Source organism: Paenibacillus favisporus (assembly GCF_040545415.1).
GTDB lineage: Bacteria > Bacillota > Bacilli > Paenibacillales > Paenibacillaceae > Paenibacillus_AQ > Paenibacillus_AQ favisporus.
In genome coordinates this window covers 1,259,806-1,280,032 of sequence record NZ_JBEPLV010000001.1, presented here as the reverse complement: position 1 = coordinate 1,280,032, position 20,227 = coordinate 1,259,806, and the positions used below count along the sequence as shown (strand labels likewise).

Here is a 20,227-nt window from a genome sequence, read left to right as displayed (position 1 = left end):
GGAGGAAAGTTCGTGGATAATTACAGGAATGTCGAAAACAAATTCCGCCGCTACAAGGCCCATATTTCCATAGCCGGCACCACCCAGTTTCATATCCGCAATCCGTATGTCATTGCTTGGTGGTCTGCGGCATTTCCGGGTTTCGGGCACCTCCTGTTAAGCAAATATTTACGTGGGCTCACCTTGTTTATGTGGGAAGTGATTGTCAATTACAACGCAAAAATTAATCTGGCGATGGTGCATTCGTTTTGCGGGAATATTGAGGCAGCGAAAGAGGTGCTGGATCCAAGGTGGATGCTCATGTATATTCCGGTTTATTTGTTTGGCATATGGGATAGTTACCGAACATCGGTCGATATGAACAAAGTTTATTTGCTCGCTGAAAAAGAAAATGCGCCATTTAACTCTTTTACCATCGGAGCGATGGAGATTAATTATTTGGATAAACGGCAACCCGTCATGTCGGTCATCTGGTCATTATTTATGCCAGGGCTCGGACAGCTGCACATTCACCGCATCGTCACCGCGTTTTTCGCACTTGCTTGGACGATCGTATTTTTATATTTCTCCAAACTGCTTCTGTCCGTCCAGTACTTGTTCCTTGGTCAATTAACGGAGTCAACGGCTGTGCTTGACAAACAATGGCTGCTGTTCATGCCTTCCATGTGGGGATTTTCAGCGTACGACTCGTATGCAAACACCGTGGAAAATAACAAGCTGTTTAACAACGAGCAGAAGAGTTTCCTGATCAAGCATTACCAAAGCCCTTCGTTTCAAGTAAAAAAGGGAAAGGTAGTGAAATAAACCCGATGGTACAAATATTTTCAACGTTTGAGCATTCCACCAATTTGGAATTAGCGATCACGGTTCTGGAGAAAAACGGAATCCATAAAGAGAACATTTTCGCTGTACCCTTAACGAATCGCAAAACGGAGCGGAGATTGTTTGACAGTATCCACAACGCGGACGGAATTTCGTTGATCAGCACTGGAGCAGCGCTTGGCACGGCGTTTGCCGTCATTGGTGCCAGTGTCGGTTTTAAGCTGGCCTGGGGGCCGATCTATTGCGGCCTGATTGGCACGTCTGTTGGTTTTATCCTTGGGGTTTGCATCGACTTGTTCTACTACAAAGTCATTAAAAAGAAGCGGCGTCTGTTACGGGGCAAATATTCGGAAGTGATCCTCTTGATTGAGTGCGAGGAGGATCAGGCTGATACGGTGGAAGATATTTTATGGCATCATTATGCATTTGGAACAGCAAGGGTCGTTTAAGAAAATACAAAAAGCCGCAACCATGCGGCTTTTTTCGCCTCATATATCCTCTAAACGTCGGCTTTTATATTGGGTTGGTGGCATCTCTGCATCCCAAATGCTAGCATAGGCATAGTTCCGTATCGTACCGTGCCAGCGATACCACTCCGAACCCTGTTCCTGTTGCGCATAGAACAGCGTGACTTCCGATTCAGGGTCCATGACAACGTAACAGCCTCTAGCGCCATCCCAGCCAAATTCCCCATGTTGGCTAAGTGCATTGTTATCCTCAGGATTCACTAAGGTTCTTACGCCTAAGCCATAACTATAGCCCAGTTTGCTTCCCCCGCCGAATTTGGCAAAATCCTGCTGCGCAGTACGCGACAGGCGGTTGCTTCGCATAGCATCCACTGTGTCCGGTTTAAGGATGCGCACGCCATTCGGTGCCAATCCGTAGTTGCACAATGCCTCTGCAAATATAATATAGTCTGACACTGTGGAATATAATCCGCCGCCGCCGCTTTCATAAGCTGGACCTGGCTTAAGCTTAAAGGTTTCTCCGACGCTTTCTGCCGTGTGCGTCTTACCATTAAATCGATTGTACAGCTTGCAAAAGCGGCTCTCATCCTTTAGCTGGAATGAGGTATCTTTCATCTCTAGCGGATCGAAAATATTCTCCTGCAAATATTGTCCAAAGCTTTGCCCTGTTATGACCTCGAGCAATGCACCCAGCACATCGTGGCACGCGGTATATTTAAAATGCGAGCCCGGTTCAAAGGCTAACGGCTCCTGCGCCACTGCCCTGATAACAGCAAGTGTCCGGCCCTCACTGTTGCTCTCGGCTACAGCCTTATGAACTGCATCCGTATGAATCGTTTCGATTCCTGCTGTCATTGTAAACAAATGCTCGATGGTAATTGGATTTTGTGAAGGAACCAGGTCGACTGTTCCATCTGGCAGCGAATGACGAACAAGCATGTGCTTAAACTCTGGGATATACTCATACAAAGAATCCGTGAGCTTATATTTTCCTCGCTCTAGCAGCTGCAGCAGTGCTGTACAAGTCACGACCTTTGTTGCAGAATACAATTTGAAAATACTGTCCCTTCTAAATGGAACCTGATTCTCTACGTCTGAAAACCCGGTATAATGTTCGTAAACAGGCTGGTGTTTGTGATACATAGCGACACCTAAACCAGGAATGTTTTTCTCATTATAAAAAGTATCCAGATACGCAGTGAGCTTCGTAAAATTCATCATTTTCCACCATCCCTTCTTCTATATTTACCCCGCATTAATATATTATCTGAATACATGCCTTCTATATAATAAGGTGTTATTAAAGATTCATGTGTATAATTGGCGTACCCCAGCCCAAAACGATAAATCCAGAACGATCGGAGGCTTGAATATCCAAAAACAACAAACGAGCTGTGCATAATGCGCTAGCTCGCTTGCCTGTTGTTGTATGGGCACCAAGGTTCAATCATGGAACTTTCTCAGCCTAATGCGCCCGGCTTTCTCCTACATATACTGACGATCATGACGCCGAACCTGATTTGGGTTTGGATTGTCATTCTTAATACCAAGCATCAGGGATCATCTCTCGCTCAAGTATCAGCAGTTCTTTGATGATCTGGTCTGCGTCGCTGATCGAGTTCACAAGCGGATCCGTCAGCATCGCTCTCCGCAGCTTCTCGTAGCTGTGCTCCACGACGGCTTCCGCCGTAAGCTCATGCGTATCCAGCACAAGCTCCTGCATGCCCCGTATTCCCCGCGGCATCTCGCCCACGTGGACTGGCTTCGCCCCGTCCATGCTCACGTCGCACAGCAGTTCCAGGAACGAGTCGTCGCTCATATTTGTGACCGCGCCGCGATTCAGCGTATTGATGAAGAACCGTTTCCCCAAGTTGCCCACCATATTTTCGATAATGTCTGTCGCATGATCCGGGCCGAAGGTACTCATGTAATCGGCAATCGGAATATTTCCTGTGAGGAAGTCGTCGACCTGCCGCCACATCTCGTCGTGACGCTGATACCGGTCCTCCGTCTCCCATATCGACAACGGCGGAATGGCGTCCGGCGTCTTGCCGTGACCTTGCCAATAACGGACGTACTCCTTGGTATGGGCTGTACAGGTAGGAATATACCCGAAAATATCGTACAGTTCATACGTAATAGCATCGTTATGAAGCGCCTTTGCCCCGCGATCTCCGCCGTTATTTTCCTCGCCAGCCGCTTTGCGCATCGCCTCCGCGATCGTCGGCATGACATCCTTGCCTTCGAACTCCGCTTTCAAAAGCCACGTGAAATGGTTGACGCCGGCGACGCGGAAGTCGAACTTCCGGTCGATCTCCTCATTGAACCCGCTTCTGTCCCCGATAATTCCCGCCCTTACGGCGTAATAGGCCTTTTTATGCGGCATATGATGGCTGTCACACAGCGCGAACGATTTCAGCTTCGGCGCATACCGGTGTAAAGCGATCCCATTGACGGTAGACGGGTTAATATAGTTGATCACCCAGGCGTCGGGGCACAGCTCTTCAATATCTCTGGCGCATTCCATAATGACCGGCAGCTCCCGCATCGCCCGAAATATACCGCCTGGTCCGATCGTATCCCCGGAGCACATGCGAATGCCGTATTTTAATGACACTTGGCAGTCGATGCCCCGATATTTGACCGATTGCTCCGCAAAGCTGAGTACGACAAAGTCAGCCCCTGGAAGCACCTGTCTTCGGTCCGTCGAGCCCTCCACCTTCAAAGATACGTTGTTCTCGCGGGCCACCATCTCCGCCAGTTTGACCATTTTCGATAATCGTTCCTCGTCCGTATCCACCAAAGCAAGCGTTCCCTGATTCAAGTATGGAGAATGGACCATCTGCCAAATGGACTGACGACCGAAAAACAGACTGCCTGCTCCAATGACGACGACCTTCGGCTGCTGCATGTTCACACTGTTCACAAATAACCCTCCTCGTATGGTATAAGTCCATTATAGGAGGATGACCGGAAAACGGAATGTGAGATCGTTTCAAGTACATGTCAAAAAGTAATATCATTAACAACTCATAAACCCTTTGATATACTAAGTTTAAAATCACAGATGTCATGCGGTAGAGGAGGTCATGCAAGCCGATGAATGCAAACATGAGCATTCTCAACGAACTCTCGGAGTATGTCACGCTCGGCATAAGCTCTTATTTAGAACAAGCTCACGATAAGAATTGGACCGAGCACAAGTCTCATCCCGATTACGATCTATGGTTCATTCAATCGGGCTCTGTGAGGGTAACGATCGGCGAGTCCGAACATACGGCAGGTCCGGGAGATGCGGTGTTTTTTTATCCCGATATGCCTTATATCGCTTCGACGACCGAAGACGGCTGCCGATTCATTTACATTCATTTCAATTTCGGTATCGGCGAACAACAGCGAATACTAGGTGAGTTCGAACTCCCTGGAATTGTGCCACGCGGTCTGATCCAGGAGGAAGCGATATTGTTCACACAGGCCTATCGCCGGTTGAAACAGGTCAGCGGCACACCAGGGAACCAGCTTTACTTGAAAGCCTGCCTCCTCGCCGTTATTGCAAAGATCCTTGAGCTTCACGGGCAAGGCGCCTACACCGGCACATTCCTCAACGGCAGGAAACCGGGTAAAACCGAAGGAAGCCTAAGTGTACTGCAGGACGTATTTCAATACGTGGATGCAAACCTGCACCGTTCCGTTCGGATGAATGAGCTCGCTGCGCTAGTCGGCGTATCCGAAAAGTATTTTATCTCCTATTTCAAGAAAAGCGTAGGCATTACGCCAGGACAGTACATTTCCCAAATCAAAATGAACCGGGCACGCGACTATCTCTACGCCAAAAAATACACGATCCAACAGATCGCAGGCTTTCTCGGGTATCCTGATCCGTTTACCTTTTCAAAAGCCTTCAAAAAATATTACAATGTGCCGCCTTCGAAATTCGAATAACCAGGGTTCTCTGCGCATTCACCCTTCCGTACGCCAGAGACGTCCCGTTATTTGACCTTCTCAGCCAGCTCCAAAATAATCCCTTCCGGCCCACGAACATAGCATAACTTGTAACTTTGTTCATATTGCTGGATCTCACTAAAGGTTTCCGTGCCCTTCTGTTTCAATGTGGATACGATGGCTTCAATGTCTTCAACCTCAATGGCCATATGCCGGATACCGAGCGTATAGGGATAAGACTGCTGAATTTCGGTTTCATCTGTCGGATGATAATATTTGACCAGCTCGATCCATGCCTGGCTCTCTGGTGCCCCCAATGCTATACAGGCTGTTTTTCCGTTGCGGAGCCCTAGGACCCGATCCAACAGCTCGCCTTCCATCTCCCATTCCGCTCGCACCTCAAAGCCTATATCGAGAAAAAACGCTTTGGCGGCCGAGAGATCATTTACGTTTATACTTACATGATCTATTTTATTGACCTTCATCTCGCACATCTCCTTCATCCAAGAAATAATGATGCAAATCGCTTTAGAAATGACGCAATAAGCACAACCCAATATTATCGTATATTAACGATTTCGATTTCTTTTCAATTGCTAAGTTGAGTTTGGTGAAACCGTTCCTCTTCAAGTTTACTCATTCACCGCGTGCCCGCACAGCTCCTGAAGGTGGCGGACGATGATCCGTTCAATGGTCTCCGGCGCGTAGATCTCCGACCGAAGCAAAGCCAGAACCGTCAAGCCTTCGATCAGCGCGGCCAATCTCAAGCTTTCGAGCTCCATGTCGATGGATGAGGGAAGAAGCTCTGCCTTAGCCAGAAGATCGAGGACGGTTCTGCTCAGGTCATGAAGCCCGTCCGTGAGCTCATCCTTTTTATCTTGTAACGCCAAGCTCGTGAGTGAACGGATCGCGAATACCCACCAGACGCCGGCTGCCGTTCGTTTGTCCGAATCCATGGGGAGGAGCTCTAATACCACTTCCAGCGCGGCTTTCATCGGAATACGGCTTATCTCTGTTCCTTTTGCTCTGTCGGCTCCTCTCGTCAAATAATAATCCACGATAAATAACAGCAGCTCGTCCTGCGTTGAAAAATAATACCGTAAGGCTCCAGGCGACACCCCTGCCGCAGCGGCAACGGCACGAATAGACGCATGCTCGATCCCCTTTGTTTCAATAATTCTCCATGCCGATTCCGCGATCAGTTTTCTTTTTTGGTCATGGTCCACAATTTTTGGCACGGTGAAAACGCCCCTTGATTTTATTTTAACACGATGTATTATTATAAATAGCACAGTGTGTTATTTAGAGTTTTTTTCAGTTATACCGCGTTGTGGTTACCACGTCAAGAGAGTCGGACTCTTTCGTGATTTAAGGAGGGGATATCGGTGCAGGACCAATCCAATAAATTTCGTTGGCAATTGATCTGTTATAGCTGCAAAAGATCATTTGATGTCTTCGAGGGCACTCCAGCATATGAGCGCGCGAAACGTAACAGAAACGGAATGTATTACTGCGAGGATTGCAAAAGCAGGATCGAGCTTGAAGCGAGGCTGCAGCTGGGAAGACGACTGTTGACCGGAAGGGATTAGCAAAAAACCGCGCCGCCTGACGGCGCACGGTAAGATTGCGTTATCCTTCATAAGGTAATTTTTGAATCTCAAACCCATCGTTTAGTGACTTGACTATATACAGCTCATCAAAACCCTCACTATAAGACGGCCGTTGCAGCTTCTTCAAAGTGCTAATCATTCCGATCTCAGGAACCTTTTCTTTCCCTTCCCTCTTGTTATTACGGTCTTGGGATAATTCATAGTCAGGTTCGAAATAATACCCTATAACCTTATAATGATGTTTTTTCACGAAATCGATATATTTTTTTCGATCCTCCACGGTGGGATTCGTATTGTCTACCACAAAGGATTGCATCGTTCGGACGGATGCTTCCAGAAAAACACTCTCCCGGTGTCTTGTTCTCAACATATCAAGATTAATCCTCATATGAGTTGCAAAAAACCTTTCCTTGTAAAATGTTGATTTTCCGGAAGCCTGTATCCCAGTGAAAATGACGCATTCCATGACAGTTTTCCTTCCTGGCCTGAAGATGGCGGGGCGTTTCGGATCCGATTTGATCTTTATCGTATCCCCCAGGACGATCTTTAATACGGGCCCTTATCGCGTAACGCTGCCAGACATGCGATGTGCGAAACGTTCGGCCGCCTGAAGGGCCTCCTGCTTGGCCTGCTCCAGTACGTTCTCTTTCGGTAAAACAGCGTTTCCCTGTGCGCGAATGATCTCGTAGCTGTCAAATCCCATAAAGGTAAACATCGATCGTAGATATTGATGGGAATATTCCACTTCCGTGTACCAGTCGTTTTTGGTGTATATCGATCCGCTTCCCTGAATAACGAGTACGCTCCGTCCGTCCTTAAGCAAGCCTACGGAGCCCGAATGGGTAAACGTGTACGTTTCCCGCGGAATGAGAATGGCGTCCATGTAGTCTTTGAGTTTGGACGGGATATTGAAATTATGCATCGGCATCGCAATGACGATGTTCTTCGCACCTTTGAACTGCCGCAGCAGTTCGTTCGTCCGGTCCGTAACGGCCTGCTCCTCCGGTGTAAGCCATTCTCCTGCTGCGGACTTGCTGCGGGCCGTTAGAGCAACGTGATCCAGCAGTGGTACCTCGTCACGATAAAGATGGAGTTGTTCGACCTCACCATCTGGGACAAGCTCTCTGTAACGCTGTAAAAAAGACTCGAGCACGTTTAAAGTCACCGAGGTGGTGGATTCTACGTCCGGATGGGCATTTAGAACCAGCATTTTATTCATGATGCATCCTCTCCTACTCATTTATAATTGTCGACAACATTGATCGTCGATTAGTTCTGTCGACATTATAACTTGCAATCATTCCGTTTGTCAATCGCGTTACGTTTGACATCAAAAATGTTTGCTTTTAACATTATGGTTAGTGAATTTGTCGGGAGGCAGGTGGCTTGCATGCAGTATAGTATTGGGGTCGAATATGCTTTGCATTGCCTCGTATATTTGATTGATCTCCCGGTGGACAGTCCGATCGGGATCAAAGAACTTTCCGCCTATCAAGGTTTGTCGGAGACGTATCTGTCCAAAATATTCGGGAAGCTGTCCAAAGCGGGTATTGTGGATTCGGTACCAGGGGTCAAGGGCGGCTACAAGCTGGCCAAATCCCCGGATGCGATAACGTTCTGGGACGTCGTAACGGCCGTCGAAGGAGATCAGCCCATTTTTCAATGCCAGAACATTAAAGATAAAAATTATTTCTACCGGAGCAAGGAAAACAACGATGCGTGCGCTTCCTGCACGCCTTCGGATTGCTTGATCAATATGGTCATGCTGGAGGCGGAGGAGAAAATGCGGGATTCTTTGCGAAGCCGGACACTGCAGTGGATGAACGAGGAACTGGAGCGCACCTTGCCCAAGGAAACCCGGGAAGATGCGCGCGCCTATTTTAAGAAGAACAACAAGGTTAAGTAGGCCAGGTTTTGGCAATTGGATTTAAAATAAAAAAAGCCGCAGCAATGCGGCTTTTTTAACTATTGTCTATTCTCGTAATCTTGCGATTTGCACTTTATGAAAAAGCTATGCCCGCCAAAACGTTGTGCAGTCTGCCTTATCCAAAATGTTAAATTTGATCATTTTCTCAAGTAAGGAGTAATCAACAGGACGATCCCAGCGGATCCGCACCAACTCCTTGGTGTGATCATAGCCAGATTGTACAATTTCATCGGAAAAATGAAGAATCCCCGCCCTTTCAGGGGCAACAGCCAGATGATGTTTGGCAACGCTGAAGCCGATGATAAATGTGCCGTGATCGGTAAACATAGGCTGATTCCACGCAATCTTTGGTGTTAAATTCGGGAATGTCTTCGTGATCCAGCCAATAATTTCTTCCAATCGGGCACGATGCTCGGGGTTATCCATCCGTGTTAAGTATTCTTCAAAAACTTCCATGGTCTCCCTCCTATGCCCATTACCCTTCCACGATATCCGCCCGCAAATCTCCTGCAATTTCGATCATAAGGGGTACGACGTCTTGATGTGAGACAGCTGCATACAACTCCCCCATATAGTGCCTAAAAGGAATGAGGGCGCCCCCATGCTGCCACATAAAGAAATCCCCTTCGATCGACATGGTACTTTCTTCCCCTTGTACAGTCAGCACCGTTTGGTAAGTAAAATCAGCCTTGGTTGAAAAATAAGCTTTGCATTCTTCCAATGAAATGTCTTGATCACCGGAGTCCGGCTGCATCGATCTCGTAATTCGAAAGCGTTGATTCATAAATATCCTCCAAAATAAATGACTTTCTACTTCATATCCTCCACTACCTTAATCGTTAAGCGGATCACTGTCAATGGAGGCTCAAGGGCTCTCCGTCTTTTATTGAACCGTGGAGAACTTGCGGGAGATGGTCCTGTATTTTGTAGGTGAGATGCCTTTTTTAGCCGTAAATTGCTTGATCAAGTGAGTGTCATACTCAAATCCGGCAGCGTGAGCAATTTCATCAAGCTTCATCCCGGTATGCGTTAAAAGTTCACTTGCAACTTTTAAACGGTATGACAGCAAGTAACCCATGGCTGTAAGACCGCATCTTTCCTGAAACAACTTATTCAGCGTCACTCGGTTTAAATGAGCGCAGCTCGTCAGATCCTCCAAAGAAATCTTTCTGGAATAGTTCGTGTGAATATACTCCAGCACCAAATCGACAGGGGAATGTTCGCCATTTCGGTTTAAATCCTCGAGCAAACCCAGAATTTGGATGAGGTATTTCTTTATTCTGCACACCCAGCGGGCATCACTTTGCGCCTGCACTTCCATGCCGAGTATAAAAAACCATTCAAATAATAGCGGAAATGCTTTCTCGGTGATACGGGGTACAGCTGTATATGGATCCTCCCTGTGAAAAAGGGAACGGCCTGCTTGAATTCTCGGACTCGTCGGGAAATAGCCCCGCGTTTCGGAGAGAGTGATCGTGTTAAGAAATTCGGGATGAAAACGAAAGGATTGTGCAGCAACGTTTTGTTTTTCGATCACTTCCATCTCATCATCCTCGGCCAAACAAAGGATACCAGGAGCTACGATCGATATCGGCCGTTCGTTTAACATCCCGCTCATCCTTCCTGATGTGAAGAGAATGAGAGTATAACGATCAGGATAAGGAAGCATGCTGAGATCCTCCACAGCGGTAAACTCAATATTCACAGTACGATGTTTGTGTCGGTCTATTTGCGGCATAGCCATCACCTATCAAATTTTATAGTTAGATGCTTCGTTTATGCCAGTGTACCATACCAGCACAAAGGATATAATGGCGATGCAACGACAAAAGGAGGGAAAGCACGATGACGATTGAGCGTTTTCACATTCATGTCGCAGACGAAATTTTGGACGATCTAAAATACAGACTGGATCATATTCGCTGGCCGGAACAACTAGATAACGATGGATGGGAACGAGGCACGGAATTAAGTTATTTAAAGTCGCTCGTTTCGTACTGGGAGGACCATTATGATTGGCGAGCCAAGGAATCCGAGTTGAACCGCTTTTCACAGTATTGCTGCCATATCGACGGGATCGATGTGCACTTTGTACATGAGCGTGGTAAAGGATCTAACCCTCTGCCCATCATTCTTACCCACGGTTGGCCCGACAGTTACCTTCGTTACGAAAAAATCATTCCTCTGCTTACGGATCCAGCCAGCTTCGGCGGTAACCCTGAAGACTCATTTGATGTGATTGTCCCGTCATTACCTGGTTTTGGGTTCTCAAGCCGCCCTGCACATTCCGGCGTCAACAATTTTCGTGTCTCGGAAATGTGGGCTAAGCTGATGACGCAGCACTTAGGTTACAAAAAATTTGCTGCCGCCGGCGGGGATATCGGCTCCGGTGTTACAAGGTACCTGGCAGCCAACCATCCGGAACTGTTATTCGGAATCCACTTGACCGATATCGGCATCATTAAAGATCTGATAACGGCAACGGATCAGGCAAAGCTGTCGGAAGAGGAACTGCGATACAAGAAAAACGCATCGGCATGGATTGCTGAAGAAGGTGGCTATATGTCCCTTCAATCCACTCGCCCCCAAACACTGGCGTATGGGCTATCCGATTCACCGGTCGGCTTGGCAGGCTGGATCATTGAAAAATTCCGGGCATGGAGCGATTGTAACGGTAATCTTGAGCAAAAATTCAGTAAGGATGAATTGATCACGCATTTGATGATTTATTGGGTGACAAACACGGCCATGTCGGCAGCGAACATCTATTATGAGAATTCTCATTCCTTGCCGCCACTGGGCTACATTGAGGTGCCGACAGGCATCGCATTACTCCCTGCAGATATATTGCTGCCGCCCCGAGAATGGGCTGTACGCAACCTAAACGTAACCCGCTGGACTACGCTGCCCCGTGGCGGACATTTTACCGCATTGGAAGAACCCGAGCTCTTGGCACAAGACATTCGTGCCTTCTACAAGCCGTTTAGAGGGACAAATCATCATTAATATTCATGAAGATCCAAAACGTGCACTCCCCAATACTACGATAAACAACGGCAGCCGATCGTGTGATCGGCTGCCGTTGTATGATTTCGCAAGGTTCCTCTCCAATGATTTTTCAACTCACGTGTCGTCTGCGCCGTTCGGCACTCATCCACTCAGGACTCCAGGTCTGCTCTTTGTCATCGATCCGTTTGCCTGGTGGAACAATGGCATCGATCGCATCCAGCACATCCGTACCGAGCCTCAATTCTGCACCGGCAATATACGCTTTTAATTGTTCTGAAGTGCGCGGTCCCCAGAGAGTTGACGTGACGGATGGATGACTTTGGGTAAAAGCGACTGCCATATCCGCTAGTAGAATCCCCGCTTCATTCGCAAGATGCTGCAGCTTTTCAATGATCTTAAACTTATATTCATTTTCAGCTAGCTCAGGATCTAACGCATCTGCATACCCTTTTAATGTCGCAGCACGAGAATCGCTTTGCGCGGCCTGACCTGCTTTGTACTTTCCTGTCAGCAAGCCACCAGATAAGGGACTGTACACGAATAGAGAAAGATCATATTGTTTAGCGACTTCAGCAAGTTCAAATTCCATTTGTCGATTGATCATAGAATATGGTGTTTGTTCACTTACAAATCGCTGAATATGATATCGATCGCTAATGGCTTGTGCCCGAACCATTTGCCAACCCAGGTGATTTGAAGTACCGATATGATGAATTTTCCCTTCTTTCACCAAATCGTTCAACGTTAATAGAATCTCCTCATAAGCAACAAATTCAAAAGGAAGATGGAGTTGATAAAGGTCTATATAGTCGGTCTGCAAACGTAGCAGACTTTGTTCAACAGCAGTTCGTATTGAGCGGCGAGATGCACCACTATGATTTAATTCATGGGTAGCCTCCGCACCAAATTTAGAAGCTAATATGACATTTTGCCGCCTGGTTTTAATCGCTTTTCCGATAATGCGTTCCGATTCCCCATTTCCGTATCTGTTAGATGTATCAATCAGATTGATCCCAAAATCCAATGCTTCATCAATCATTTTTATACTATCTTCTTCACTTGTCCTTGATCCAAAACTGGATCCGCCTAATCCAAACGCGCTGACTTTCGTACCCGTCTTTCCAAGATATCTATATTCCATGGTTTCCCTCCTAAAATTTGATATAGCCCGATGGTAATGAACACGTGTTGATTTAAGGCTATAGAAGCAATTATAATCAGGCATAACGGGGAGTTCAATGAACATAAAAGGCCACGTGTTGATTAATAGATATAACGTCAAAATTGTTGATAAACACCGACATTCATCATGGAGGTACACAAATGAGCCAAAGTAGTACGGATTTGAGAGTCGTCCGCAGTCGCACGCTAATGGAGAACGCCTTGTTATCTATTTTAGAAAATAAAGGCATTAAAGGGCTTACGGTTAAAAACCTATGTGAAACAGCAGGAATTAATCGAGGTACTTTTTATTTGCATTATAAAGATATTTTTCATCTGATTGAGGAAACTGTATTTATTCAAGAATTATTGAGCGTATTCGAACCTCTCAATCTTCAGGAGTTGATGCGCTATCCTGATCATGAGGGAGCTTATCCTCCGATTACCAAAGCCTTCCAATACATGCATACGCATGCCAGCTTTTTTAAAGCGCTATTCCATCCGGAAGCTCCAGCAGAGTTGAAAGAACGGCTCCAGTATTTAGTGGGTACACGTTTGTATGAAAATCTGAAACGAAATCAAGACGATCATTCTGAAAACCTATTTACGGATTATGCAATTGCTTATTTGGGAAATGCACAGTTTGGAATGATTCAACATTGGTTTACGGCGGATCGTTCTATTCCTCCCGAAGATATAGCGAGAATGCTGACCAGATATATACGCAATACACCATGTCTTGATAACGATGGTTGAAATTTGTATGGTACCTGCAGTTATTTGAGCATCGATGTGTAAGCAACAAAAAAACAGCAGTTCAAAGTTTTGAACTGCTGCTTTACTTTTAAGATCATACTCGAGAAAATGAAATCAAACCAGCTCCAGTGCTTTCAGCAAGGCGTATTCACTGGATTTGGCGCCTTCTTGCGAATAATGCGCATTCGGAAAGGCTGGAGCCAAATGATGATATCCAGGATATACATGCATCTCCACCAAGACACCGTCAAAGGCAAGCTGTTGGGCAAATCGTATCGCTTCATCTATGAACAAATCAATGCTGCCTATGCTGATATACGTGGGCGTTAAACCGGCCAGCGATTTCGCACGCGCAGGCACGTAATACTCGCTGGTCCCCTCTTGACCGGGTTCGTGCCCTAGTACCGATTTCCAGCCAAAATAATTGCTGCGATTTGTCCACACAAACTCGCCGGCATAGGGATGATCCGGCGAAATACTCGTACGGTCATCGAGCATCGGGCTGCGCAGCCTTAGATGATGAATATCGAATTCCTTCTGATCGCGAATGTATAGGGCTAGCCCTGCCGCAAGTCCGGCACCTGCGCTGCTCCCTCCGACCGCGACTTTCTGAATATCGATCGCGAGTTCCTCGGCATGTTCAATGCACCATTTCAGCCCTGAATAACAGTCCTGCAACTGGCTTGGCTGAATATGTTCCGGCGCTAGACGGTAATCCACAGATACGCAGCAAAAACCATGCTGCGCCGCTAAGGCTGCATTCGCTGAGCGATCGCCGACCGGACTGCCCATAACCATTCCGCCACCGTGAATCGAATAATATAACGGCATTTTATCGTACTTGGGCTCACGAGGTTTAATAATTTCTATGCGTATATCGGGTCCGCCAAAATAGCTTGGCACCGCTCTTTCTTCCCATGTGACAGGAAACAGCTGCGTTACATCCGTTTGCGGAATCATTTTTGCTTGATTTTCCCGTGATTCCATTAGGGTTGCACCCGTCAGATCGCTTGTCGGAAATAAATCAAGTGCACTTATAATCTCCGGATCGACCAGATGCCTGCTTCTGCTTTTTTGTTCGTTCATCGTTACGTTTCCCCGCTTTCTTATAGAATCCATCGAAGGATGATGTGGTCCAGCATTCCCCGTTGGGATCGATTTCATAAGTTGTTGTATCGATCTTCCGCCCCAGTGGATTCTTCCTCCACCTATTCAAATTCTAAAGAGCGCAATAAACGATTCATATGTAAACAATGACTTAAAATCGTTTTCGACATAAAAAAAACGTCTATCGATGTACCTTCAAAGAAGACAGACCGCGTCTAAAGGAAGTTTTTCTTGCGAGATCAGGAAACATAAGCTCCGAAACTTATACTTTCTGATCTCTTAAAAAAACTGATGAAGATAATCTTCATCAGTGCCGTTCGTTATTTATTTCCCGAATATACAATTTTCTTAATCGTTTCAATGGAGAGAAAATAGTCCTCAGCTAGCTGCTCGATACTGCTGTTATTCTTATATGCTTGTCTTATCTCGGCATTTCGCTGATCCAGCCACTGCCTTCCGCCGCTCAAGCTCCCCCAATGCTGATATTCCTTCTGCTGCTTCGGAATGTAAATCGTCTCTCCCTGGACATACTGTTGAATTTCTATAATTAGCTTTTCAGGTAGTATTTTTTTAGCATTCGTATATTTCAATTCGCTTCACTCCTTATTTTGAAAATAAGGTGCAAAGCCAAAATATTAGAAAAGCTTATTCAGCGTTAGTTAAAATTCCGCCCCATGCAAAGTAACGCTTCTCCAATACTGGCTTTGCATGAGTGAAAGAAGTCACAGACAATCTTGATCGATTCTCCATCAGTAAAGCACCCCCTTAACGTTCACAGTATACCATATTTCAGATGGATGGTTCCCGTCATTATGAATTCTAGTCAACCATTCTGCTCCAATGGCGCTTATTCAGCCACGGTCTGGTCCGTATGAAGAAAAAGGGTATTTACCTAAAACCAAGAACTTCTTAACATGTTAGATAGAATGAACTAAAGAAATTAATTGTTATAGAGCCGTATGGGACCGTTATAACAGGAAGTTCTAAGCTAAACTTTAGTTCAATCTATATAGTTGTTTTATTAGTATGAAGTTTATTTAAAGATTGGAGGAACTTTTCGTGAAAAGCAGAAAAATCAAATGGGGATGATTGTACTCGGTATATTCATGATTGTATTAGGCCTGTACGATTATAAAAATCCTAATTCCAGACTTCTTAAATTTTTGCGACGTGCTCCCAATACCGAAGTCCAACAAGTTCGCTCAAATGGTTCCACTGAAATGTTTGGCGGGATCATATTTATTTTGATTGGAGTAGTCGTTCTTCTGTTACGAAAATATGGGAACTTCTAGCGATCATCCAGGAACGTACCAACAACTCACACTGAACTCATTCAAAGGAGTCAATGAAATGCCTCCGCCTAACCAATCTAGTATCTGTTTCATCCGATGATTATGTAAATTAAAATGCAAAAAAGCCGCATCTTTGCGGCTTTTACTAAGTAGTTTAATACTCTTTCTTGATGACAAAAAACGAGCCCCGGATCGTTCCAGCCAATTTAGACTTCTGCCGGGCAAACTTAAACTTTTCCAGCTCCTTCGGTTCCTCCATCCCGTCCGAAAGCTTAAAACCAACGGCCCGCTTCTTCGGGTCATCCACCGTATACATTACATTGAGCCCCAGACCATCTTCATAAAAGACATAGGTGAATTGAATATTTTCGACTTGAAATTGCGATGTTTCCAAAGGCTTGGCTGAAAACTCGATCTCTCGTTCTTCTTTCAAAATCCGGTTCACATAATCCAGAGTCTCCTGGCTTTCGCTTGCGGGTATGACCGTAAATTTGTGCTTATACTTGTTCATGAAGTAACGGGCCTCATTCGCCCGAAGCCCAGCAAGCGCTTCTGCTACTGGAGAAGACTCAACACCAACGGTGGACACATTTTTAAAATCAACGATATACGACATTTCTATCCCTCCTAAAAGTTTTGCAAGGCGTTACACCTTAGAACTCACTTCGGGCAAAATCCGCCCCGATTACTTCACGAATTTACTTACTTCTTTACAACAGGAATCCACATTTCGCCAAATACGACGCCGTCCCGCTGCCCCATCTCAACGGTTGCATTCGGCCCTCCAACATAAGCATAATCTTGCGCTTCCGGCAGCACTTGACCAAACGCAACGCCAGCAAGCTGATTGCTCAGATCATTGGATGTCGGCGCTTCCCCTTTAACAACGAGGTATTCGCCCTGAGGGAATTGGATCATTCTCGTTGCCTCTGGCAGCGAAGCATCCGTCATGACGCCGGCATAGTACATCATCTTGTTGTTCACCGCTTCGTTCACGGCAAAAATGAAATCATTAGCGGCGATGGATTTTAACGTATCCAGCCTTCCATCTTCTTCGACAGCCGACCAGAATTCTGCTTTTTCTTTGTTGATGCCGGCGTAGTCTGTGTAATCGCTCTTCAGTTCCGTTCCAATCCCCAATACGATAAAGCTGTCCTTTTTTTCCAACGTATATTGTGCCATTTTGATTACCATCCTTTTTTTAAAATTTGTTCAAATGATTTGTGTTTTCATTTGATAGGTTTATAATAACCTTGAATCATGTCAAAAAGTGATACTGTTTAGGAGACTCCTATGAAAAAAGTTGAACGGATTAATATCATCATGCGGTATATCAACAACCGTGCCCACTTTACGATTTCCGAAATCATGCGGGAATTTAACATCTCCCGATCGACGGCGATCCGGGATATTCGGGAAATCGAAGCGATGGGGATGCCGCTTGTTGCAGAAGTCGGCAGGGATGGCGGGTATTTCGTCATGAACAACTCGATCCTGCCCACGGTCCGCTTTACCGATAACGAAATTAAAGCCTTGTTCATTGGCTTCATGGCTACAAGAAATCAACAGCTCCCTTATTTGAAGAGCCGCCAATCGCTGGCCGAGAAATTGCTTGGCCTGATTTCGAAAAACCAGCAGGATGACCTTGTCCTGTTGAATCAAATTTTGCTGTTTGAAGGAACCAACCCCAATAATCCCGACCTGCTCGACCTGTCGGACCTCCCCCATCCGATGCTGGAAAAGCTCATCCAAGTCCTTCTCAGGGATGAATATTTATGGATCACCATCCAAGAAGAGATGGAAATCAAGTCCTATCCCATTTATCTCCTGCACCTCTATCGTGAGAAAAGCGTCTGGCTGATCGAGGGATTTGATTTGAAGGAAGAGAAGAGAAGGATTATTCCTGTTGATGACCTTACCAATGTAGAGCCATACCCTTTAAAAAAAAGAATAAGTAAGAAAAAGATCCAAGAACAACTACGTAAGCAGGAAGAAATCACCAACCTGGTCATTGAGCTGGGTCCAAAAGCGATAGCGCAATTCAGAAAATACCATCCTATAAAAGTATCCCTGTCCTATACGAATCCTTACCAAACGACAGCCATTTTAAGGACATATGTTCATGTCGATAAAGCCGAAGAAATGACCGCAATAACCAATTGGCTGCTTTTCCTGGGTGGTGATATCAAGATCAGGGAGATGCCGAAAGAGATCTTGGAGGTGATCCAGGAAAGAATGGGCTTGTACCTTCCATAAACGGAACCGGTAAAGCCCCCTCTTTTCAGTCTGGCATCGAATTAGTGTTTTTCAGTAAATTTCATTAACACACGATTGCACTGTCTAATAAAATCAATGATGAACTCAAGTTCCTTATCATCATAATTAGATAGCAGTTGATTCATTTCCGCTGCAAATGAACTGAAGAGCGGGACAATGTTCTTTTCTGCATTTTCTTGGTTCATGTAAATGTTGACCCTTCTCTTGTCTTCCGGATCTTGTTCACGAAAAATATAGCCTACCTTTTCCAGCCTGTCCAAAACGCCCGTGACTGCTCCCGTTGTCAATCCAGTCAATGTAGCAAGCTGACCGGCTGTAAGCGGCTGGTTCTTCATAATGACATCCAAGCATTTGTGATCCGTGGAATTGATTCCTAACTTTGCAGCAATGGCTTGGTGAAACAGAATCGTTGCCGTACTGTTATTCCGTAATTCATCAGTAAGAATATTGATGTTTTTGCTTGTTGACATAAAAATCATCCTCTTTTATATTTATCTTATCTCATGAGATAAAATATTTTGCTGCTTTCATTGTATCAATAAAATTGCCGATGAGCAAATGAAAAGAGGCTGATAGATATGTCCCAAATTTCAGTGGCTATTGCTGGAGCTGGGTTAAGCGGATTGTGTTTGGCCCATTCTTTACTTCGCGCCGGGTTCGATGTGCATGTGTACGAAAGTGATCCGGAACCGTTTGCCCGCCGCCAGGGATACCGGGTCACGTTAGACGAGCACGGGGTGGCAGGACTTCACAAGTGTCTTCCGCCGCGTTTATTCGAGTTGTTTTTGGCCACCACATCGCCCACGGACGAAGATTCTTACTTTCGAGTTACAAATCAGAACCTTGGAGAGGTCTTCAAGCTTACATTCAAAGGGGATCGGAGTGGTACCGATTTACGAACGCCGCGTCAAACCGATCGCCAAACGCTGCGTACGATTATGCTCGAAGGGCTGCAGGATCGGATTCATTATGGAAAAAAGGCGGTTCGGGCCGATGCGGCAGCGGATGGCGCCACCCTTCACTTTTCTGACGGAAGTTATACACATGCTTCACTCGTCATCGGTGCCGATGGTGTAAACTCGGCATTACGCAAGCAGCTGTTGCCCGACTGCGACCCGGAGGATGCGAACAGCTGGGGAATTTATGGTCGCACGCCTCTTCTGCATAACGGGCAGTCCATCGTTCCTGCTCCACTGAAAACGAGCGGCGTATACGCCATTGGAAAAGCGGGTAAAGGCTTTTTCTTTACGACGATGAACTTTCGCGAAGCTCCGCAAGCGGCTTTTTCTCGATTTGGAGCAGAGCAATTACCTCCCATTTCTGACGATTATGTCATGTGGGCTCTTCTCTTGCCAAAAGAACTGTTTCCGATATCTCAAGAGAAACTTGACTCCGAAATACTGCATCGCTTTGCACTAGAGACTGCCCTGGATTTTCATCCCGTGCTGCGGCGGTTCGTGAATCAAGCCGATGCAGATTACACCATGCTGGTAAAATTAAAAGCGGCCAGGAAGCCGTCTTCCTGGCCGGTGTCCCGAATCACTTTAATGGGCGATGCAGTACATGCTATGCCACCAACTGGATCTCATGGAGGCAACACAGCTCTACGAGATGCAGCACTTCTCGCTGAAAAACTTAAAGCAGCAGTATCCCAAGGCGAACCTTTAGAGGAAGCCATTGCATCTTATCAAGCTGAGATGAGCCAGTATGCATTTCGTGAGGTGGAAGCAGCCAAGGCGATGCTGAAGCGCTTCTCCATTCATAATCCATTCATGAGCTGGGTCATGTTACGTGCAATGCCTTGGATTCGTTCCTTTAAAAACAAGCCGTTAACAACAACAGAATAACTTGACGACC

The 20,227-nt window shown here is 46.0% G+C and carries 23 protein-coding genes; 8 read left to right on the top strand and 15 right to left on the bottom strand.

Annotated features, from left to right (window positions below):
• Positions 1-12 precede the first annotated feature (12 nt).
• Entirely contained in the window at positions 13-804 is a 792-nt protein-coding gene (locus ABID47_RS06005) for a hypothetical protein (RefSeq protein WP_116230141.1), read from the top strand.
• Positions 805-809: 5 nt separating this feature from the next.
• Positions 810-1,271, top strand: coding sequence for a hypothetical protein (locus ABID47_RS06000; RefSeq protein ID WP_116230140.1), 462 nt, complete (start codon positions 810-812; stop codon positions 1,269-1,271).
• Positions 1,272-1,310: 39 nt separating this feature from the next.
• On the opposite strand, the gene ABID47_RS05995 is transcribed toward ABID47_RS06000, so the two are convergent.
• Together ABID47_RS05995 and ABID47_RS05990 are read right to left on the bottom strand one after the other, a co-directional pair.
• Positions 1,311-2,510, bottom strand: a complete 1,200-nt coding sequence (locus tag ABID47_RS05995; RefSeq protein WP_354495275.1) for a serine hydrolase domain-containing protein — start codon at positions 2,508-2,510, stop codon at positions 1,311-1,313.
• 319 nt (positions 2,511-2,829) lie between these two features.
• A complete protein-coding gene (locus ABID47_RS05990; RefSeq protein ID WP_354495274.1) occupies positions 2,830-4,215 on the bottom strand; it encodes a family 4 glycosyl hydrolase in 1,386 nt (461 codons plus the stop codon).
• A gap of 173 nt (positions 4,216-4,388) precedes the next feature.
• Here ABID47_RS05990 and ABID47_RS05985 point away from each other — a divergent pair, with 173 nt between their 5' ends.
• Positions 4,389-5,231 carry an AraC family transcriptional regulator gene (locus tag ABID47_RS05985; protein WP_354495273.1) on the top strand — a complete coding sequence of 281 codons (843 nt, stop codon included), beginning with the start codon at positions 4,389-4,391 and terminating at the stop codon, positions 5,229-5,231.
• Between the two features lie 47 nt (positions 5,232-5,278).
• On the opposite strand, the gene ABID47_RS05980 is transcribed toward ABID47_RS05985, so the two are convergent.
• The 4 genes from ABID47_RS05980 to ABID47_RS05965 form a co-directional block, all read right to left on the bottom strand.
• Complete coding sequence (locus ABID47_RS05980; protein WP_116230138.1) at positions 5,279-5,716, bottom strand: VOC family protein; 438 nt, start codon at positions 5,714-5,716, stop codon at positions 5,279-5,281.
• A 147-nt stretch (positions 5,717-5,863) separates the two neighbouring features.
• Complete coding sequence (locus ABID47_RS05975) at positions 5,864-6,469, bottom strand: TetR/AcrR family transcriptional regulator (RefSeq protein ID WP_354495272.1); 606 nt, start codon at positions 6,467-6,469, stop codon at positions 5,864-5,866.
• Between the two features lie 391 nt (positions 6,470-6,860).
• On the bottom strand, positions 6,861-7,307 hold the full coding sequence (locus ABID47_RS05970; protein WP_354495271.1) for an AAA family ATPase: 447 nt from the start codon (positions 7,305-7,307) through the stop codon (positions 6,861-6,863).
• 93 nt (positions 7,308-7,400) lie between these two features.
• Entirely contained in the window at positions 7,401-8,060 is a 660-nt protein-coding gene (locus ABID47_RS05965) for an FMN-dependent NADH-azoreductase (RefSeq protein ID WP_354495270.1), read from the bottom strand.
• 171 nt (positions 8,061-8,231) lie between these two features.
• Between ABID47_RS05965 and ABID47_RS05960 the strand changes: the two genes are divergently transcribed.
• On the top strand, positions 8,232-8,747 hold the full coding sequence (locus ABID47_RS05960; RefSeq protein WP_116230133.1) for an RrF2 family transcriptional regulator: 516 nt from the start codon (positions 8,232-8,234) through the stop codon (positions 8,745-8,747).
• A gap of 105 nt (positions 8,748-8,852) precedes the next feature.
• Here the strand turns inward: ABID47_RS05960 and ABID47_RS05955 are convergent, their stop codons facing one another.
• From ABID47_RS05955 to ABID47_RS05945, 3 genes are all read right to left on the bottom strand, one after another.
• Entirely contained in the window at positions 8,853-9,224 is a 372-nt protein-coding gene (locus tag ABID47_RS05955) for an iron chaperone (protein WP_354495269.1), read from the bottom strand.
• A 19-nt stretch (positions 9,225-9,243) separates the two neighbouring features.
• Positions 9,244-9,552, bottom strand: a complete 309-nt coding sequence (locus ABID47_RS05950; protein WP_354495268.1) for a hypothetical protein — start codon at positions 9,550-9,552, stop codon at positions 9,244-9,246.
• 99 nt (positions 9,553-9,651) lie between these two features.
• A complete protein-coding gene (locus ABID47_RS05945) occupies positions 9,652-10,437 on the bottom strand; it encodes a helix-turn-helix domain-containing protein (RefSeq protein ID WP_354495267.1) in 786 nt (261 codons plus the stop codon).
• Between the two features lie 176 nt (positions 10,438-10,613).
• On the opposite strand from ABID47_RS05945, the gene ABID47_RS05940 reads away from it, so the two are divergent.
• On the top strand, positions 10,614-11,774 hold the full coding sequence (locus tag ABID47_RS05940) for an epoxide hydrolase family protein (protein WP_354495266.1): 1,161 nt from the start codon (positions 10,614-10,616) through the stop codon (positions 11,772-11,774).
• Positions 11,775-11,886: 112 nt separating this feature from the next.
• Here the strand turns inward: ABID47_RS05940 and ABID47_RS05935 are convergent, their stop codons facing one another.
• Entirely contained in the window at positions 11,887-12,918 is a 1,032-nt protein-coding gene (locus ABID47_RS05935) for an aldo/keto reductase (RefSeq protein WP_354495265.1), read from the bottom strand.
• A gap of 182 nt (positions 12,919-13,100) precedes the next feature.
• Here ABID47_RS05935 and ABID47_RS05930 point away from each other — a divergent pair, with 182 nt between their 5' ends.
• Complete coding sequence (locus ABID47_RS05930; RefSeq protein ID WP_354495264.1) at positions 13,101-13,694, top strand: TetR/AcrR family transcriptional regulator; 594 nt, start codon at positions 13,101-13,103, stop codon at positions 13,692-13,694.
• A gap of 114 nt (positions 13,695-13,808) precedes the next feature.
• Here ABID47_RS05930 and ABID47_RS05925 read toward each other — a convergent pair whose 3' ends face one another.
• The 4 genes from ABID47_RS05925 to ABID47_RS05910 form a co-directional block, all read right to left on the bottom strand.
• Positions 13,809-14,780, bottom strand: coding sequence for an alpha/beta hydrolase (locus ABID47_RS05925; RefSeq protein ID WP_354495263.1), 972 nt, complete (start codon positions 14,778-14,780; stop codon positions 13,809-13,811).
• Between the two features lie 341 nt (positions 14,781-15,121).
• Positions 15,122-15,391, bottom strand: a complete 270-nt coding sequence (locus tag ABID47_RS05920; protein WP_354495262.1) for a CD3324 family protein — start codon at positions 15,389-15,391, stop codon at positions 15,122-15,124.
• 856 nt (positions 15,392-16,247) lie between these two features.
• Positions 16,248-16,709 (bottom strand): phage tail protein, encoded by a 462-nt coding sequence (locus tag ABID47_RS05915; protein WP_354495261.1) that lies wholly within the window; start codon positions 16,707-16,709, stop codon positions 16,248-16,250.
• Between the two features lie 86 nt (positions 16,710-16,795).
• Positions 16,796-17,275: a GyrI-like domain-containing protein gene (locus tag ABID47_RS05910; RefSeq protein WP_354495260.1), complete on the bottom strand. Its 480-nt coding sequence runs from the start codon at positions 17,273-17,275 to the stop codon at positions 16,796-16,798.
• Positions 17,276-17,386: 111 nt separating this feature from the next.
• Here ABID47_RS05910 and ABID47_RS05905 point away from each other — a divergent pair, with 111 nt between their 5' ends.
• A complete protein-coding gene (locus ABID47_RS05905) occupies positions 17,387-18,349 on the top strand; it encodes a helix-turn-helix transcriptional regulator (protein WP_354495259.1) in 963 nt (320 codons plus the stop codon).
• A gap of 41 nt (positions 18,350-18,390) precedes the next feature.
• On the opposite strand, the gene ABID47_RS05900 is transcribed toward ABID47_RS05905, so the two are convergent.
• On the bottom strand, positions 18,391-18,840 hold the full coding sequence (locus tag ABID47_RS05900) for a MarR family winged helix-turn-helix transcriptional regulator (protein ID WP_354495258.1): 450 nt from the start codon (positions 18,838-18,840) through the stop codon (positions 18,391-18,393).
• A 108-nt stretch (positions 18,841-18,948) separates the two neighbouring features.
• Here ABID47_RS05900 and ABID47_RS05895 point away from each other — a divergent pair, with 108 nt between their 5' ends.
• Positions 18,949-20,217, top strand: coding sequence for an FAD-dependent oxidoreductase (locus ABID47_RS05895; RefSeq protein ID WP_354495257.1), 1,269 nt, complete (start codon positions 18,949-18,951; stop codon positions 20,215-20,217).
• The last annotated feature ends 10 nt before the right edge of the window (positions 20,218-20,227 follow it).